This is a genomic window from Clostridiales bacterium (assembly GCA_017569285.1).
In the GTDB taxonomy this organism is placed as follows: domain Bacteria; phylum Bacillota; class Clostridia; order Christensenellales; family Aristaeellaceae; genus Aristaeella.
The window spans coordinates 3011680-3030400 of sequence record CP069419.1 but is presented as its reverse complement, the minus strand read 5'-3'; the positions used below and the strand labels follow the sequence as shown (position 1 = coordinate 3030400).

At 51.8% G+C, this 18721-nt stretch carries 6 protein-coding genes; all 6 read right to left on the bottom strand.

Features of this window, described 5'->3' with window-relative positions; all coding sequences use genetic code 11:
• Positions 1-44: 44 nt before the first annotated feature.
• From JNO48_13325 to JNO48_13300, 6 genes are read right to left on the bottom strand one after another with little or no spacing between them, the layout of a single operon-like run.
• Positions 45-4613: a Cna B-type domain-containing protein gene (locus JNO48_13325; GenBank protein ID QTE68150.1), complete on the bottom strand. Its 4569-nt coding sequence runs from the start codon at positions 4611-4613 to the stop codon at positions 45-47.
• Positions 4582-7854 carry a hypothetical protein gene (locus JNO48_13320; GenBank protein ID QTE68149.1) on the bottom strand — a complete coding sequence of 1091 codons (3273 nt, stop codon included), beginning with the start codon at positions 7852-7854 and terminating at the stop codon, positions 4582-4584. Before JNO48_13320 ends, JNO48_13325 begins: the two co-directional genes overlap by 32 nt.
• The gene (locus JNO48_13315; GenBank protein ID QTE68148.1) at positions 7823-9151 is read right to left on the bottom strand and encodes a hypothetical protein; all 1329 of its coding nucleotides are present in this window, start codon (positions 9149-9151) and stop codon (positions 7823-7825) included. The genes JNO48_13320 and JNO48_13315 overlap by 32 nt, the downstream gene beginning before the upstream one ends.
• Positions 9120-10124, bottom strand: a complete 1005-nt coding sequence (locus JNO48_13310; protein ID QTE68147.1) for a hypothetical protein — start codon at positions 10122-10124, stop codon at positions 9120-9122. The genes JNO48_13315 and JNO48_13310 overlap by 32 nt, the downstream gene beginning before the upstream one ends.
• Complete coding sequence (locus JNO48_13305; protein ID QTE68146.1) at positions 10093-11421, bottom strand: hypothetical protein; 1329 nt, start codon at positions 11419-11421, stop codon at positions 10093-10095. The genes JNO48_13310 and JNO48_13305 overlap by 32 nt, the downstream gene beginning before the upstream one ends.
• Positions 11390-18718, bottom strand: a complete 7329-nt coding sequence (locus JNO48_13300; protein ID QTE68145.1) for a hypothetical protein — start codon at positions 18716-18718, stop codon at positions 11390-11392. The genes JNO48_13305 and JNO48_13300 overlap by 32 nt, the downstream gene beginning before the upstream one ends.
• Positions 18719-18721 lie beyond the last annotated feature (3 nt).

The window sequence follows — 18721 nt, the reverse complement described above, 5'->3', positions numbered from 1 at the left end:
GCGGGCGTTTTTGCAGGATTGTTTTAATACCTCGGGACTGCTGCTTAGTCGAAGCAGTCGCCCACGTGGTTAATGATCGTCTCGACACCCAGGGCGGTCTGATACTCCTCGAAGAATGCCCACTCTCCGCCCGGAAGCTTCGGTTTCTTCATTCCTTCCGGTACGTTCGGTACATCAGTCGGCGTATTCGTAAATGTCGTTACGCTGCCCTGTACCGTCTTGCTCTCCTGCCGGTATCCGACAACTTCCTGCTCAACCCAGGTATAATTGATTTCCTCACCGCTCATACGTTTCGGCAGTCCGGTGATCGTCGCCTGCCATCCGTTTGCTTCGCTCAGCAGTACATTGGTTCCGTTGCTGAGTGTCATCCGGATACTGGTCGGGCGGATACCCAGGGCATTATTCCTGTCATCCCATACCTTCCGTACAGATACATTGGTTTCCTCCGGTTTGTGGGTATTCCGGATCGTGTATCCGTGTACTTCGCAGGTGTAACCCGGCACCGGATCTTCCGTTACGGAGTAGGAAATCCGGTTTCCGCGTACTGTCTTCGGAAGGTCTTTGAAGGTGTACTTCCAGCCGGTCGTCGCCTTCAGCTGAACTGTATCGATCATCTCGCCGCCGGCCAGCAGGTGGACCGTAATGCTTTCCGGACGGATGCCGTCCTGGTCATCGCTGTCGTTCCATACCTTTTTCACATTGATATCGATCAGCTCAGTTTCCGGTTCTTCTTCCGGTTCGATTTCCTCGATGTCAAACGTCTTCCGGATCACCAGGCTGCCAGTTTCGAGCGTGTTGGTCAGTACATACCCGGCTGCCGCGTTTCCGCTCTTCGATACCTGATAGCCTTCCGGCACTTCCAGTTCTTCCACCGTGTAGGCAATCGCGGTCTTGTTGCAGTTCTTCTTCAGCCCGGTCCAGGTATGCTTCCAGCCGTTTCCGGCATTCAGCACTACCTCTTCGCCGCAGGCCTCACCGTCTGCGTACAGCTGCACGCGGATCTTATCCGGCCGCATGTTGGAAGCGTTGCCGTTGTCGTTCCACTTCTTTTCTACGCTGACCTCGGTCAGTTCCACGTCGCGGCTGTTGGTCAGGGTCGTCAGTGTCCCGTTCTTCACATTGCCGGTCAACTTATAACCATTGCCCGGCTCATGCTCCGCCCAGGTATACTCGATCGTCTTCAGGGCCTTGTCCACCATGGGCAGCTTATCTGCCACAGCCATCCAGTGGTTTTCTGCTGTCAAGTCTATGGTCCGGACCACCGTACCGTTGGCCAGCAGGTCCACGGTCACCTTCAGCGGCCGCCTGCCGTCGCGGTTCTCTTCGTCGTTCCATACCTTCTTCACCGCGGCGCATACCAGGAACATGTCGTCTTCCACCAGCAGGACGCCGTCTTCGCTTATTGTGCCGGTCGATGTTACTTTGCCAGTTTCATCAATGATGAACATGGTGTCTGTCGTAACATCATATCCATGCGGAGCCACTGTCTCACGCAGGATATATTCGGTATCGGTCAGCAGGCCTTCGACTACATGCGCTTCAGTTTCGGAGACCCATTCTTCCACAATCACCAGAGTCTTCGCTTCGTCCGCGTACTTCGTGTTCTTGTCTGCCGCGTCCTCTTCCGTTGCTTTCCGCAGGATCTGGATCGTCGCTCCTTCCAGCTCTTCGCCGTTTGCGGCGTCGACCTTGCTCACCCGGATGCGGGTCATTGCATCTTCCACCAGCAGTACGCCGTCCTCGCTTACCGTGCCTGTGGACGTTACCTTACCGGTCTCATCAATCGTGAAGGTGGTGTCCACCGTAACGGTATATCCGTCCGGTGCCACGGTCTCCCGCAGCGTGTACTCGGTATCGGTCAGCAATCCTTCGATCTCATGCGCCTCGTCCGAGGAAACCCACTCTTCAACGATCACCAGCGTCTTCGTTTCGTCCGCGTACTTTGTTTTTTCGTCTGCAGCATCCTCTTCCGTTGCTTTCCGCAGAATCTGGATGGTTGCGCCTTCCAGTTCTTCGCCGCTCGCAACGTCCACCTTGCTCACTTTGACATTTGCAGTTTTCCGGGTGTTCGTGAATGCCGCAGTGCATCCGGCTTCATCAATTGTTCCGGTATCTCCGGTTTTTTCAGTATTGAAGGCTTCTTCCGTTGCCTCTGTTACCTGGTAATCAATCCCGGTCGGCAGGCCTTCTGCGGTTGCGCTTTCGCCGCCCTTCAGCTCAACGGTTGCAATGCCCTTCTCAAAGGTCATATCACCGTATGTACCGCTGATGGTCTTGTCGCTCAGTTCAATGGTGAATGTGAACTTCTGGTCCGCATCGGCTGCAATGAAGCTTACCACGGTCTTGCTGATTTCCAGGTCTCCGGTCGTCCGTGTATTGGTGAAGGCCGCTTCACAACCGGCTTCATCAATCGTGCCGGTATCCCCGGTCTTCGTCACTTTGAAGTTCTCATCGACCGCTTCAGTGACCGTGTAGTCGATTCCAGTCGGCAGTCCCTTCGCGGTTGTGCTTTCGCCTCCCTTCAGCTCAACGGTTGCAACGCCCTTCTCAAAGGTCATGTCGCCGTATGTGCCGGAGATCGTCTTGTCGCTTAGTTCAATTGTGAATGTGAACTTCTGCTCTGCATCGGCAGCCGCATCGCTGACGACTTCCTTGCTGATCTTCAGGTCGCCGGTCTTCCGGGCGTTCGTGAATGCCGCTTCACAGCCAGCTTCAACTATCGTTCCCGTATCGCCGGTCTTTTCCACGGTGAAGTTTTCATCAACTGCTTCGGTAACTGTGTAGTCGATGGCAGTCGGTAGTCCCTTCGCGGTTGCGTTTTCGCCGCCCTTCAGTTCAACGGTTGCAATGCCCTTCTCGAAGGTCATGTCGCCGTATGTGCCAGAGATTGTCTCGTCGCTTAGCTTAATCGTGAATGTGAACTTCTGATCCGCATCGGCAGCGGCGTCGCTGACGACAGTCTTGCTGACGGTCAGGTCGCCGGTCTTCCGGGCGTTCGTGAATGCCGCTTCACAGCCAGCTTCAACAATCGTTCCCGTATCGCCGGTCTTTTCCACGGTGAAGTTTTCATCAACTGCTTCGGTAACTGTGTAGTCGATGGCAGTCGGTAGTCCCTTCGCGGTTGCGTTTTCGCCGCCCTTCAGTTCAACGGTTGCAATGCCCTTCTCGAAGGTCATGTCGCCGTATGTGCCAGAGATTGTCTCGTCGCTTAGCTTAATCGTGAATGTGAACTTCTGATCCGCATCGGCAGCGGCGTCGCTGACGACAGTCTTGCTGACTTCCAGGTCTCCCGTCTTCCGGGTATTCGTGAATTCTACATTGCAGCCATCTTCGACAATCTTTCCGGTCTCTTCGTTCTTGTCCTGATCAAAGTTGTCATCTGCCGCTTCAGTGATCTTCCATTCAGTACCCACAGGCAGTTTTTCAGCCTTCGCGTTTTCTCCGCCCTTAAGTTCAACTTTTGCTACACCCTTATCGAAGGTCATATCGCCATATTTACCTTCGATTGTCTTGTCGCTCAGTTCGATTGTGAATATGAACTTCTGATCCTTATCGGCAGCAGCATCACTGACCACTGTCTTGCTAACTACAAGGTCACCAACCTTATGAGTGTTTTCCACGCTAACCGTCAGCGGGTCCAGAGTTGCTTTGCCAGCTTCCACGATCCGTGTATCTGTTTTTGCGTCTTCTCCACTTGGCGTGACATAGTTTTCAGGAGCAGCGATCTCAACAAAGTAGTATGTGCCCGGTTCCAAATCTGTTACAGTGATTTCACCATTTTTATCGGTTACTAATTCTTTTGTATTAATCTTCTTATCTTCAGTTTCAGAACCGGTCTTTACTCGATACAAGTCAAATTTGGCACCTGAAAGCTTCTTAGTATTATCGTCTTTGTCAAGTTTCGTCAGCGTGATCTGACCCTTCGCCTCTTCCGCGTTCGTCATCTCGACTGTCGCTGTCGGCATTGTGCTCTGCCCCGCAGCAATCGTCTCCACGCTGCTCTTGATTCCGCCTTCAGGCACAGCCACATAACCGTCGGGAGCCTTCGTCTCGATGAAGTAGTAGTCACCGGGCTCCAGGTCGCCTACGATGATCTGGCCGTCTGCATTTGTCGTCAGTTTCCCGTCTGTGTTGATCTTGACGTCGGCTGTCTCTTCGCCCGTCTTCACACGGTACAGGTCAAACTCCGCACCTTCCAGCGCCTTCGTCTTCGCACTGTTCTTCTTCGTCAGCGTGATCTGACCCTTACCTTCTTCATTATTGGTCATCTCGACTGTCGCTGTCGGCATTGTGCTCTGCCCCGCAGCAATCGTCTCCACGCTGCTCTTGATTCCGCCTTCAGGCACAGCCACATAACCGTCGGGAGCCTTCGTCTCGATGAAGTAGTAGTCACCAGGCTCCAGGTCGCCTACGATGATCTGGCCGTCTGCATTTGTCGTCAGTTTCCCGTCTGTGTTGATCTTGACGTCAGCTGTCTCTTCGCCCGTCTTCACACGGTACAGGTCAAACTCCGCACCTTCCAGCGCCTTCGTCTTCGCACTGTTCTTCTTCGTCAGCGTGATCTGACCCTTACCTTCTTCATTATTGGTCATCTCGACTGTCGCTGTCGGCATTGTGCTCTGCCCCGCAAAGAATCGTCTCCACGCTGCTCTTGATTCCGCCTTCAGGCACAGCCACATAACCGTCGGGAGCCTTCGTCTCGATGAAGTAGTAGTCACCAGGCTCCAGGTCGCCTACGATGATCTGGCCGTCTGCATTTGTCGTCAGTTTCCCGTCTGTGTTGATCTTGACGTCGGCTGTCTCTTCGCCCGTCTTCACACGGTACAGGTCAAACTCCGCACCTTCCAGCGCCTTCGTCTTCGCACTGTTCTTCTTCGTCAGCGTGATCTGACCCTTCGCCTCTTCCGCGTTCGTCATCTCGACTGTCGCTGTCGGCATTGTGCTCTGCCCCGCAGCAATCGTCTCCACGCTGCTCTTGATTCCGCCTTCAGGCACAGCCACATAACCGTCGGGAGCCTTCGTCTCGATGAAGTAGTAGTCACCAGGCTCCAGGTCGCCTACGATGATCTGGCCGTCTGCATTTGTCGTCAGTTTCCCGTCTGTGTTGATCTTGACGTCAGCTGTCTCTTCGCCCGTCTTCACACGGTACAGGTCAAACTCCGCACCTTCCAGCGCCTTCGTCTTCGCACCGTTCTTCTTCGTCAGCGTGATCTGACCCTTACCTTCTTCATTATTGGTCATCTCGACTGTCGCTGTCGGCATTGTGCTCTGCCCCGCAGCAATCGTCTCCACGCTGCTCTTGATTCCGCCTTCAGGCACAGCCACATAACCGTCGGGAGCCTTCGTCTCGATGAAGTAGTAGTCACCAGGCTCCAGGTCGCCTACGATGATCTGGCCGTCTGCATTTGTCGTCAGTTTCCCGTCTGTGTTGATCTTGACGTCGGCTGTCTCTTCGCCCGTCTTCACACGGTACAGGTCAAACTCCGCACCTTCCAGCGCCTTCGTCTTCGCACCGTTCTTCTTCGTCAGCGTGATCTGACCCTTACCTTCTTCATTATTGGTCATCTCGACTGTCGCTGTCGGCATTGTGCTCTGCCCCGCAGCAATCGTCTCCACGCTGCTCTTGATTCCGCCTTCAGGCACAGCCACATAACCGTCGGGAGCCTTCGTCTCGATGAAGTAGTAGTCACCAGGCTCCAGGTCGCCTACGATGATCTGGCCGTCTGCATTTGTCGTCAGTTTCCCGTCTGTGTTGATCTTGACGTCGGCTGTCTCTTCGCCCGTCTTCACACGGTACAGGTCAAACTCCGCACCTTCCAGCGCCTTCGTCTTCGCACTGTTCTTCTTCGTCAGCGTGATCTGACCCTTACCTTCTTCATTATTGGTCATCTCGACTGTCGCTGTCGGCATTGTGCTCTGCCCCGCAGCAATCGTCTCCACGCTGCTCTTGATTCCGCCTTCAGGCACAGCCACATAACCGTCGGGAGCCTTCGTCTCGATGAAGTAGTAGTCACCAGGCTCCAGGTCGCCTACGATGATCTGGCCGTCTGCATTTGTCGTCAGTTTCCCGTCTGTGTTGATCTTGACGTCGGCTGTCTCTTCGCTCGTCTTCACACGGTACAGGTCAAACTCCGCACCTTCCAGCGCCTTCGTCTTCGCACTGTTCTTCTTCGTCAGCGTGATCTGACCCTTACCTTCTTCATTATTGGTCATCTCGACTGTCGCTGTCGGCATTGTGCTCTGCCCCGCAGCAATCGTCTCCACGCTGCTCTTGATTCCGCCTTCAGGCACAGCCACATAACCGTCGGGAGCCTTCGTCTCGATGAAGTAGTAGTCACCAGGCTCCAGGTCGCCTACGATGATCTGGCCGTCTGCATTTGTCGTCAGTTTCCCGTCTGTGTTGATCTTGACGTCAGCTGTCTCTTCGCCCGTCTTCACACGGTACAGGTCAAACTCCGCACCTTCCAGCGCCTTCGTCTTCGCATCGTTCTTCTTCGTCAGCGTGATCTGACCCTTACCTTCTTCATTATTGGTCATCTCGACTGTCGCTGTCGGCATTGTGCTCTGCCCCGCAGCAATCGTCTCCACGCTGCTCTTGATTCCGCCTTCAGGCACAGCCACATAACCGTCGGGAGCCTTCGTCTCGATGAAGTAGTAGTCACCAGGCTCCAGGTCGCCTACGATGATCTGGCCGTCTGCATTTGTCGTCAGTTTCCCGTCTGTGTTGATCTTGACGTCAGCTGTCTCTTCGCCCGTCTTCACACGGTACAGGTCAAACTCCGCACCTTCCAGCGCCTTCGTCTTCGCACCGTTCTTCTTCGTCAGCGTGATCTGACCCTTACCTTCTTCATTATTGGTCATCTCGACTGTCGCTGTCGGCATTGTGCTCTGCCCCGCAGCAATCGTCTCCACGCTGCTCTTGATTCCGCCTTCAGGCACAGCCACATAACCGTCGGGAGCCTTCGTCTCGATGAAGTAGTAGTCACCGGGCTCCAGGTCGCCTACGATGATCTGGCCGTCTGCATTTGTCGTCAGTTTCCCGTCTGTGTTGATCTTGACGTCAGCTGTCTCTTCGCCCGTCTTCACACGGTACAGGTCAAACTCCGCACCTTCCAGCGCCTTCGTCTTCGCACTGTTCTTCTTCGTCAGCGTGATCTGACCCTTACCTTCTTCATTATTGGTCATCTCGACTGTCGCTGTCGGCATTGTGCTCTGCCCCGCAGCAATCGTCTCCACGCTGCTCTTGATTCCGCCTTCAGGCACAGCCACATAACCGTCGGGAGCCTTCGTCTCGATGAAGTAGTAGTCACCAGGCTCCAGGTCGCCTACGATGATCTGGCCGTCTGCATTTGTCGTCAGTTTCCCGTCTGTGTTGATCTTGACGTCGGCTGTCTCTTCGCCCGTCTTCACACGGTACAGGTCAAACTCCGCACCTTCCAGCGCCTTCGTCTTCGCACTGTTCTTCTTCGTCAGCGTGATCTGACCCTTCGCCTCTTCCGCGTTCGTCATCTCGACTGTCGCTGTCGGCATTGTGCTCTGCCCCGCAGCAATCGTCTCCACGCTGCTCTTGATTCCGCCTTCAGGCACAGCCACATAACCGTCGGGAGCCTTCGTCTCGATGAAGTAGTAGTCACCAGGCTCCAGGTCGCCTACGATGATCTGGCCGTCTGCATTTGTCGTCAGTTTCCCGTCTGTGTTGATCTTGACGTCAGCTGTCTCTTCGCCCGTCTTCACACGGTACAGGTCAAACTCCGCACCTTCCAGCGCCTTCGTCTTCGCACTGTTCTTCTTCGTCAGCGTGATCTGACCCTTACCTTCTTCATTATTGGTCATCTCGACTGTCGCTGTCGGCATTGTGCTCTGCCCCGCAAAGAATCGTCTCCACGCTGCTCTTGATTCCGCCTTCAGGCACAGCCACATAACCGTCGGGAGCCTTCGTCTCGATGAAGTAGTAGTCACCAGGCTCCAGGTCGCCTACGATGATCTGGCCGTCTGCATTTGTCGTCAGTTTCCCGTCTGTGTTGATCTTGACGTCGGCTGTCTCTTCGCCCGTCTTCACACGGTACAGGTCAAACTCCGCACCTTCCAGCGCCTTCGTCTTCGCACTGTTCTTCTTCGTCAGCGTGATCTGACCCTTCGCCTCTTCCGCGTTCGTCATCTCGACTGTCGCTGTCGGCATTGTGCTCTGCCCCGCAGCAATCGTCTCCACGCTGCTCTTGATTCCGCCTTCAGGCACAGCCACATAACCGTCGGGAGCCTTCGTCTCGATGAAGTAGTAGTCACCAGGCTCCAGGTCGCCTACGATGATCTGGCCGTCTGCATTTGTCGTCAGTTTCCCGTCTGTGTTGATCTTGACGTCAGCTGTCTCTTCGCCCGTCTTCACACGGTACAGGTCAAACTCCGCACCTTCCAGCGCCTTCGTCTTCGCACTGTTCTTCTTCGTCAGCGTGATCTGACCCTTACCTTCTTCATTATTGGTCATCTCGACTGTCGCTGTCGGCATTGTGCTCTGCCCCGCAGCAATCGTCTCCACGCTGCTCTTGATTCCGCCTTCAGGCACAGCCACATAACCGTCGGGAGCCTTCGTCTCGATGAAGTAGTAGTCACCGGGCTCCAGGTCGCCTACGATGATCTGGCCGTCTGCATTTGTCGTCAGTTTCCCGTCTGTGTTGATCTTGACGTCGGCTGTCTCTTCGCCCGTCTTCACACGGTACAGGTCAAACTCCGCACCTTCCAGCGCCTTCGTCTTCGCACTGTTCTTCTTCGTCAGCGTGATCTGACCCTTCGCCTCTTCCGCGTTCGTCATCTCGACTGTCGCTGTCGGCATTGTGCTCTGCCCCGCAGCAATCGTCTCCACGCTGCTCTTGATTCCGCCTTCAGGCACAGCCACATAACCGTCGGGAGCCTTCGTCTCGATGAAGTAGTAGTCACCAGGCTCCAGGTCGCCTACGATGATCTGGCCGTCTGCATTTGTCGTCAGTTTCCCGTCTGTGTTGATCTTGACGTCGGCTGTCTCTTCGCCCGTCTTCACACGGTACAGGTCAAACTCCGCACCTTCCAGCGCCTTCGTCTTCGCACTGTTCTTCTTCGTCAGCGTGATCTGACCCTTACCTTCTTCATTATTGGTCATCTCGACTGTCGCTGTCGGCATTGTGCTCTGCCCCGCAAAGAATCGTCTCCACGCTGCTCTTGATTCCGCCTTCAGGCACAGCCACATAACCGTCGGGAGCCTTCGTCTCGATGAAGTAGTAGTCACCGGGCTCCAGGTCGCCTACGATGATCTGGCCGTCTGCATTTGTCGTCAGTTTCCCGTCTGTGTTGATCTTGACGTCGGCTGTCTCTTCGCCCGTCTTCACACGGTACAGGTCAAACTCCGCACCTTCCAGCGCCTTCGTCTTCGCACTGTTCTTCTTCGTCAGCGTGATCTGACCCTTACCTTCTTCATTATTGGTCATCTCGACTGTCGCTGTCGGCATTGTGCTCTGCCCCGCAGCAATCGTCTCCACCCTGCTCTTGATTCCGCCTTCAGGCACAGCCACATAACCGTCGGGAGCCTTCGTCTCGATGAAGTAGTAGTCACCAGGCTCCAGGTCGCCTACGATGATCTGGCCGTCTGCATTTGTCGTCAGTTTCCCGTCTGTGTTGATCTTGACGTCAGCTGTCTCTTCGCCCGTCTTCACACGGTACAGGTCAAACTCCGCACCTTCCAGCGCCTTCGTCTTCGCATCGTTCTTCTTCGTCAGCGTGATCTGACCCTTACCTTCTTCATTATTGGTCATCTCGACTGTCGCTGTCGGCATTGTGCTCTGCCCCGCAGCAATCGTCTCCACGCTGCTCTTGATTCCGCCTTCAGGCACAGCCACATAACCGTCGGGAGCCTTCGTCTCGATGAAGTAGTAGTCACCAGGCTCCAGGTCGCCTACGATGATCTGGCCGTCTGCATTTGTCGTCAGTTTCCCGTCTGTGTTGATCTTGACGTCAGCTGTCTCTTCGCCCGTCTTCACACGGTACAGGTCAAACTCCGCACCTTCCAGCGCCTTCGTCTTCGCACCGTTCTTCTTCGTCAGCGTGATCTGACCCTTACCTTCTTCATTATTGGTCATCTCGACTGTCGCTGTCGGCATTGTGCTCTGCCCCGCAAAGAATCGTCTCCACGCGCTCTTTGATTCCGCCTTCAGGCACAGCCACATAACCGTCGGGAGCCTTCGTCTCGATGAAGTAGTAGTCACCGGGCTCCAGGTCGCCTACGATGATCTGGCCGTCTGCATTTGTCGTCAGTTTCCCGTCTGTGTTGATCTTGACGTCAGCTGTCTCTTCGCCCGTCTTCACACGGTACAGGTCAAACTCCGCACCTTCCAGCGCCTTCGTCTTCGCACTGTTCTTCTTCGTCAGCGTGATCTGACCCTTCGCCTCTTCCGCGTTCGTCATCTCGACTGTCGCTGTCGGCATTGTGCTCTGCCCCGCAGCAATCGTCTCCACGCTGCTCTTGATTCCGCCTTCAGGCACAGCCACATAACCGTCGGGAGCCTTCGTCTCGATGAAGTAGTAGTCACCAGGCTCCAGGTCGCCTACGATGATCTGGCCGTCTGCATTTGTCGTCAGTTTCCCGTCTGTGTTGATCTTGACGTCAGCTGTCTCTTCGCCCGTCTTCACACGGTACAGGTCAAACTCCGCACCTTCCAGCGCCTTCGTCTTCGCACTGTTCTTCTTCGTCAGCGTGATCTGACCCTTACCTTCTTCATTATTGGTCATCTCGACTGTCGCTGTCGGCATTGTGCTCTGCCCCGCAGCAATCGTCTCCACGCTGCTCTTGATTCCGCCTTCAGGCACAGCCACATAACCGTCGGGAGCCTTCGTCTCGATGAAGTAGTAGTCACCAGGCTCCAGGTCGCCTACGATGATCTGGCCGTCTGCATTTGTCGTCAGTTTCCCGTCTGTGTTGATCTTGACGTCGGCTGTCTCTTCGCCCGTCTTCACACGGTACAGGTCAAACTCCGCACCTTCCAGCGCCTTCGTCTTCGCACTGTTCTTCTTCGTCAGCGTGATCTGACCCTTACCTTCTTCATTATTGGTCATCTCGACTGTCGCTGTCGGCATTGTGCTCTGCCCCGCAGCAATCGTCTCCACGCTGCTCTTGATTCCGCCTTCAGGCACAGCCACATAACCGTCGGGAGCCTTCGTCTCGATGAAGTAGTAGTCACCAGGCTCCAGGTCGCCTACGATGATCTGGCCGTCTGCATTTGTCGTCAGTTTCCCGTCTGTGTTGATCTTGACGTCAGCTGTCTCTTCGCCCGTCTTCACACGGTACAGGTCAAACTCCGCACCTTCCAGCGCCTTCGTCTTCGCACTGTTCTTCTTCGTCAGCGTGATCTGACCCTTACCTTCTTCATTATTGGTCATCTCGACTGTCGCTGTCGGCATTGTGCTCTGCCCCGCAAAGAATCGTCTCCACGCTGCTCTTGATTCCGCCTTCAGGCACAGCCACATAACCGTCGGGAGCCTTCGTCTCGATGAAGTAGTAGTCACCAGGCTCCAGGTCGCCTACGATGATCTGGCCGTCTGCATTTGTCGTCAGTTTCCCGTCTGTGTTGATCTTGACGTCGGCTGTCTCTTCGCCCGTCTTCACACGGTACAGGTCAAACTCCGCACCTTCCAGCGCCTTCGTCTTCGCACTGTTCTTCTTCGTCAGCGTGATCTGACCCTTCGCCTCTTCCGCGTTCGTCATCTCGACTGTCGCTGTCGGCATTGTGCTCTGCCCCGCAGCAATCGTCTCCACGCTGCTCTTGATTCCGCCTTCAGGCACAGCCACATAACCGTCGGGAGCCTTCGTCTCGATGAAGTAGTAGTCACCAGGCTCCAGGTCGCCTACGATGATCTGGCCGTCTGCATTTGTCGTCAGTTTCCCGTCTGTGTTGATCTTGACGTCAGCTGTCTCTTCGCCCGTCTTCACACGGTACAGGTCAAACTCCGCACCTTCCAGCGCCTTCGTCTTCGCACTGTTCTTCTTCGTCAGCGTGATCTGACCCTTACCTTCTTCATTATTGGTCATCTCGACTGTCGCTGTCGGCATTGTGCTCTGCCCCGCAGCAATCGTCTCCACGCTGCTCTTGATTCCGCCTTCAGGCACAGCCACATAACCGTCGGGAGCCTTCGTCTCGATGAAGTAGTAGTCACCAGGCTCCAGGTCGCCTACGATGATCTGGCCGTCTGCATTTGTCGTCAGTTTCCCGTCTGTGTTGATCTTGACGTCGGCTGTCTCTTCGCCCGTCTTCACACGGTACAGGTCAAACTCCGCACCTTCCAGCGCCTTCGTCTTCGCACTGTTCTTCTTCGTCAGCGTGATCTCGCCCAGCGATTCCTCCGTATTCGTCAGATCAATCGTTTTCTCGCTATCAATCGTCATCGTGTATGCAGTCGTAACGATAAACGCATCTTCATTCTCGTCATACGTCGGCTCACTAATTGTTTTTGTAATGACAACATTATGAACTGTTTCATCCAGCAAATATCCGTCCGGTGCATCCGTCTCCTTCAGGTACAGCATTACTTCGCCACCGTTTGCTGTAGGCAGGTATGACGTCAGATCCTCGGTCTTAATATCAAAGCTTTCGCCGGTATATTCCTTTACAGACGTCGTGCATGCCGAGTTAGAGTACAGATTGAACGTCGCGCCAGGCAGCGAGCTCCCAGCCTCATCCTGCTTGTTCACTGTCACCTTGTCGTGCCTGGTTTTTTCCCCGGTCTTCTCTTTGTTTGTGATAACTACATTGCCTTCAGGATAGGAATACGTATTCGAAACGACACCCGTTGCTGTTGTTTCAATAACATAATATGTTAGTTTGTATATGGTTGTTGTCCCGTCTTCATTTTCTTCCAGTATGTATTCCGGCAGATCCGGCCATGTATGCTCCCAGTCTTCACCTTCCGGATCATCAGAATGCTGGAGCGTAAACGGTTCGCCATACAGGAAATAATCACCTTCGCTAATATTTCCGACAATCTCGCTTAGCTGTTTAAGGCCTTCTTTAATCTGAATCTGCCCGCGTGTTTTCGTGAACCGAATATCAGCAATACCATTTCCCGCAATATAACGTATCGTAGTATTAAACTTTCTGATAGCTCCGTTATTGGAAGTCGCTTGAGCCACTGTTGCATTGACAATATTATCAATACTCCAACCGGAATAGAATGTTATCGAATACTCCCTGGATTCAGTAAAGGTCAATGGAATTTGAATATCAACAGGACCATCTACAGTCAGAGCCGGCGTGTTTCCATTGCCTCCTTCCACTGATGGCTCTGTGTTGTAGCCGGCAGAGAAAGAGTTCCCTTTCAATGTTACTGTAACGATTACATCTCCGGTATCCAAAACTGCAGTGTTAAGAAGCTCTTTGTCATTACCGGACTGATGCGTTGTCTGTTTGTATATTTTTATCCGGATTTTCCCTTCAGGAATCGGTTCAGCACTTGTATACGTTCCTGTATACGTAAGACCGGAACCCGAATTTACATATTGTGGAGTATTCGGTGAAAGCGAAGCATTAGAGGCATTCGTTCCTGAAATGGTATATGTAATCTCGTAATTTGTATTCACCTCTAAGCCATCAATTGTTCCTTGCCAGGTTGTGCCTGTTCCAGTAATCGTGATTGACTTGGAATTACTTCCACCGTTACTGGTAACCGCCGTTACTGTCACTTCAACATCGCTGGGTTCGTTATCCCAGTTGATGGTAACCGGTATCGATGCATTCCCCGGCGTTGAGGATGAATATGTGCCGTTAAAACTGGTGTTGTTGTTCTCGGAAGCAATTGCAACAGTCTTCGGGCTATCGGAAATGCTTGCATTTCCAGCATTGCCACCCTGTATACTCGTAGATACGCTGTAGGTCTTTCCTACCGTCAGGCCATTGATTGTTCCGGTCCAATTGTTGCTGTTGTTCGGATACAGTGTGATGGTCTTTGTATCGCTTGCATCTTCCGTATTCACAGCAGTGATCTGAACAGCAATATCGCTCGGGATATTGTTCCAGGTAATGGCCACCTCCAGTTCTGCCGTCTCTGTCGGCTGGGAACCTGACGTATAATTCCCTGAGAAACTGACGTTATTCGTTCCAGGCGAAACCTGTACGGTCTTTGAATTGTCAGAGATCGTCGCTTTGTCCGCATTGTCACCGGAAATGCTTGCAGTAACAGTATACGTCTGATTCCCTGTCAGGCCGGTGATGGTTTCACTCCAGTTCTGAGTATTACCGTCAGCATTGAATGTAATGCTGTGGGCATCATTGGAATTGGCTGTATTTACAGCTGTTACCTGAACAGTTACATCACTCGGAACATTGTTCCAATTGATGGATACTTCCAGTTCTGCTGCATTCGGCGTATAAGTTCCTGTAAATGCCAGAGCATTATCATCGCTGTTTTGTATTGTTGTGCTCTGGGGATTATCGGATGTATATTCCACACCTGTCGGTTTTGTCAGTGTTACGGTATATTCCTGACCGACCACCATATTATCAAACGCCCCGGTCCATCCGTTGTCACTGTTCAGCGTAACAGATGATCCATCACTGGCATTTGCGATTATGTCGTTCTCCGGAGCGCCACCATCCCAGGTAATGCTTACAGTCAGATCCTTTTTAATCACCGGCGGCTCATAGGTGGCCGCAAAAGTCTCAGCGTTCTGTCCTTCTGTGATAACAATCTGTTTTTCTTCCGGAGTAACTGTTACATTTTCTCCCTGTACTGTCGCCTTCAGGGTATGGGTGCCCACCTTCAGTCCGCTGAAATCGCCGCTCCAGCTGTTCGCGGAATTCAAAGTCACAGAATTGTTTCCATCGACTGATATAACAATACTGACATCATTCGCCGGCTCACGATTGTTTGTCCAGTTGGCTTCAACGTGCAGATTACCAGTCGGTTCAGGCGGGGTTACCTCGGTTTTTACTGCAATCAGCTGGACTGTGGCAGAACCTGTATCATGCGTTACTGTTTGCCCAAGACTGTTCACCCATATCTTTTCAACTTTAATGCTGGTTTTGCCTTCATCAAAGTTGACAAAGGATATAATACTCTCTTCGGGTGTTCTGGTCACAACCAATGTATGGTCTTCTGCGTTTTCAGTAATTGCAACTGTAATATCCTCTGCCTTGATCGGATTACCGTCTTTATCAGTCTCGGTAATTGTATAGATATACGTCTTTCCGATGTCATCGATCGTATACTCGATAGTGCCGAAATCTATTTCAGCAAGCGAGGTACCATCCTCCGGCTGAAGTTCAATAGATGTAGTGGTCGGCATCGGGATATTGCTGTTCGACGAATTACCATCTTCAACAGCTGTTACTGTAAACGTCCACTTGTCTGTTCCATCGAATTTGAACTTTTTGCCGATGATTGTCTTTGTGGCTTTCAGATCCGTGCTTGCTTTCCGGTATGTATTGGTAAATACCGCGAATTTGTCGCCTGTATTATTACCATACTGAACAGTCACGATGGGTTCCGGATCTGCTTCCTCAACTGTAACGGTTACCGGAATGCCTGTATTGTCATACACCGTACCGTCGACATAGTAATAGTTGTATGATTTGTCCTGCGCATATGTTGTTTCCAGAATGTTATTGAAATCTTCGTTGTCAATTGCAAATGCACCGTCAGGAATGATTTCGGAGATTGTATACCTGTATACTCCGGCATCATTGTATTTGATCAGTCCGAAGTTTGCCGTCAGTGCTTCGCTCTTGCTGATGGTAACCGTCTTTGTAAATGTACCGTTTTCTTCGGGAAGCGGCTCATCCTGAGCAATATATTCCTCATAGGTTATATCGTTCGCATTCTTTGCATCCTTAGGCATCGGCGGGTACTTTCCATCGTTGAGTACCTGTTTCAGGATAAATGAGAATTCCGTTGCGTTACCCCAGGAGTTCAGGTGCTTCTCGACCTGAAGCTGTGCGGATTTCGCATCTTTCTTTGTGTTGTGGAAAGTAATCGCGCTGATAGCATTCTCGTCATCCGTCGCATCGATCAGGCCTTTGAAATTGGAAGTGGAAGTGGGTACTCCGCTGATGTCGTTGTTCCGGAACCGCTCAATTGCATGGGCGGCATCCGTATAATACTGCGGGAATGCAGCATAAACGACACTGCTATATCCCATGTAAACAACAGTAATATAGTATTCCGACTCATCATAGAAATAGGAACTGGAAACATTTTCCGCTTTCCCTTTTTCTTTGATTTTGAATACACGTCCGCCGTTTCCGCTATCATACAGCACAGAGTATGTCATGGACGGGCCGCTGTTCGTCAGCGTCGCAACCTTTGTCCAGTGTGTATCTCCGGCATCGTCGTCCGCGTTCTCATCCCACTGATACAGTTCAAATTCAAACACATCTCCGGATTTCGGTGCTTGTTCGTCCACCGTCTTTCCGAAGCTCAGGTCAGCGTCAACCGACATCGTCAGGGACCGGTTCCTGCTGTGCCATTCGTTGGACTGCCTTTGACTTGTAAATTCGCCGCCCGTAATCAGCCAGCCTTCACTGGACTGAGTAACGGTTGTATGAGCACTTTCCTGCGGAATCAGGAACATACCGTATGCTTCATTCAGACGAACTGTCGTCGCATCCGGCATGTTGAAAACATTGTGTGTGGCAACGCGTTCCCGGCCGCCGCCCTCGCCTTCGCTGGCCCAATTCATTCCGTCCGTATAGGTATACAGGATCTGTCCAATACTAACGGTTTCTCCCGGAATATTCCAGACAACAACCTGATTGGGATGCATATGGATTTTTATCCCGGAACCGTCTCCGGTAAAGTAGTTCCGGATATTGACCGGATCGATATAGATAGTCGTACCGTCCGGGAACTGTGTCAGATCAATCTCATTGGACTTGGGTGCAAAAGTGGCTTCCTTTGCCGCCAGAATTTCAGACATCGCCGCGCCGTGATTGATAATCGGGTCAACGATGGATTCCGAAATCCGGTCCGATGTGGATTCAACAACGATGACATTGGATAATTTGTTATCCACTTTGTCCGCATCATATTTATCAATGAACAGCACCACATCGCTTGGCGCGTTCATATGCATCATGCCTTCAATATTGGCTGCAACAACAGAACCGGTTGTGTTGCCAAGGTCCGGCTGGACATTTACGTCTGTATCGCCATGGCAGATATAATAGTTCGTTGCAAAATTGGTCTGCATGTGGCCCGTATGGTTGAATTTTTCTGCCGTAACGCCATAATTGATTCCGGGTCCGAGAATCTGCAGTGGAGTCAGCGCATCTTCCAGCGGATTATACTTCAGAGTAATCTTATGCTCCATCAGGAGTTTGTGATTTGCCGTATCTTCCTCTTCCACATAGGAATACGTATACGTATAATTGTTAATCACATATGCTTCTGTATAACTGTTGTCCTGCGGTTTGTATCCGCCGGGCGTAATTGTTGCTCCATCTTTTTTCTTGATAACTTTGGCGGTTACACCCTGCCAGTTCAGGGAATAATGCTGCCCTTCCGACCAATTGTCATCGGCGGGGATAATGGTCTTGACCTCCGTGCCGTCTGTGGTTAGCTCGATCGTTTTGTAATAATGGGTAACCCCGTCTTTTGCTGTGGCTTCCAGTACAATGTAATAATCTCCTGCCGGAATCGCAGCCTTGCCTTCCGGTGGATCAAACTCCAGAACCACGTCAAGCTCTTTTACCGTCCCCTGCTGGAATCCAATTCGGTATTCAACGTCACCATCCGATACAGGTTCAGAAAACAGCACATCATAATCCGGGAAACTGCCGTTGATTACTTCATTATAGGTATTAATACTGTTTCCTGTCGCCCATCCATGTAAATCATTATAGGTAGAAAGATTTTCTGTGGTATGAACCAGCCGGGCCTTAATGCTTTCTTTTTCCTCATCTGTCATGAGCGCATATGGTTTGCCGACAACATAGCTTTCGCTGAAATAATATCCGTTATTGGATTGATTGCTGAATCCCGGAATACTGATAACATCCGGTGTGGTTGTTCCGGCATAGTTCTCCAGTTTTTTGATATACCAATAGGGCGTCCCTTCCAGTGCTGCAATCGTGGATGCATTAAAGTTATCGACAGCCATCGCGATCAGATAATAATTGCCTTCGACCTCAGGCGCAGGAATATTATCCGCACTGTAGTCCAGGAAATTAACCTCTACATCATATTTCTCTGCTTCAGTAATTTCCAGATCACTATGTGCCTGTCCATTGAGTTCCCAATGATATAAATCACTGCCGATTGCATTTCCGGAAGTCTCATACTGGGCAGCAAATGCACCTATCATATTGTCCAGACTGTTTTGCTCCATTTTGGCAATGGCAATACGGTAACTTGCAGTCTCTGTCGGTCCATAATGAATTTCCTGCCACATTGCATTTCGATGAACAAAATCATCAAAGCCCTGGAATCCATTTGCGGCAATATCGGAGAAACTTCTTGAAGCGTATGATTTAACGCCATCATTGTCCTGTTCAACAACAATATAGTATTTGTTCTGAGCCAGGTCGGTTCTTATGGTTTCGCTCATCTTCACCTTCATATAGTAAATGAGCCGATCGCCAATATGATTGACTTCACCAGATATATACTCATCTTCCGCCATTGCGATGCTTGCCGGCATAACCATTGTGACCATTTGGATCAATGCCAGCAGAATTGCGATGGTTCTCTGCTTGATATTGTTCTTCATTTC

What these genes read in the sequence shown, in the direction of transcription:
- JNO48_13325 (QTE68150.1), bottom strand. Translation starts at nt 4,613, where the DNA reads ATGCCGACAGCGACAGTCGAGATGACCAATAATGAAGAAGGTAAGGGT.
- JNO48_13320 (QTE68149.1), bottom strand. Translation starts at nt 7,854, where the DNA reads ATGCCGACAGCGACAGTCGAGATGACCAATAATGAAGAAGGTAAGGGT.
- JNO48_13315 (QTE68148.1), bottom strand. Translation starts at nt 9,151, where the DNA reads ATGCCGACAGCGACAGTCGAGATGACCAATAATGAAGAAGGTAAGGGT.
- JNO48_13310 (QTE68147.1), bottom strand. Translation starts at nt 10,124, where the DNA reads ATGCCGACAGCGACAGTCGAGATGACCAATAATGAAGAAGGTAAGGGT.
- JNO48_13305 (QTE68146.1), bottom strand. Translation starts at nt 11,421, where the DNA reads ATGCCGACAGCGACAGTCGAGATGACCAATAATGAAGAAGGTAAGGGT.
- JNO48_13300 (QTE68145.1), bottom strand. Translation starts at nt 18,718, where the DNA reads ATGAAGAACAATATCAAGCAGAGAACCATCGCAATTCTGCTGGCATTG.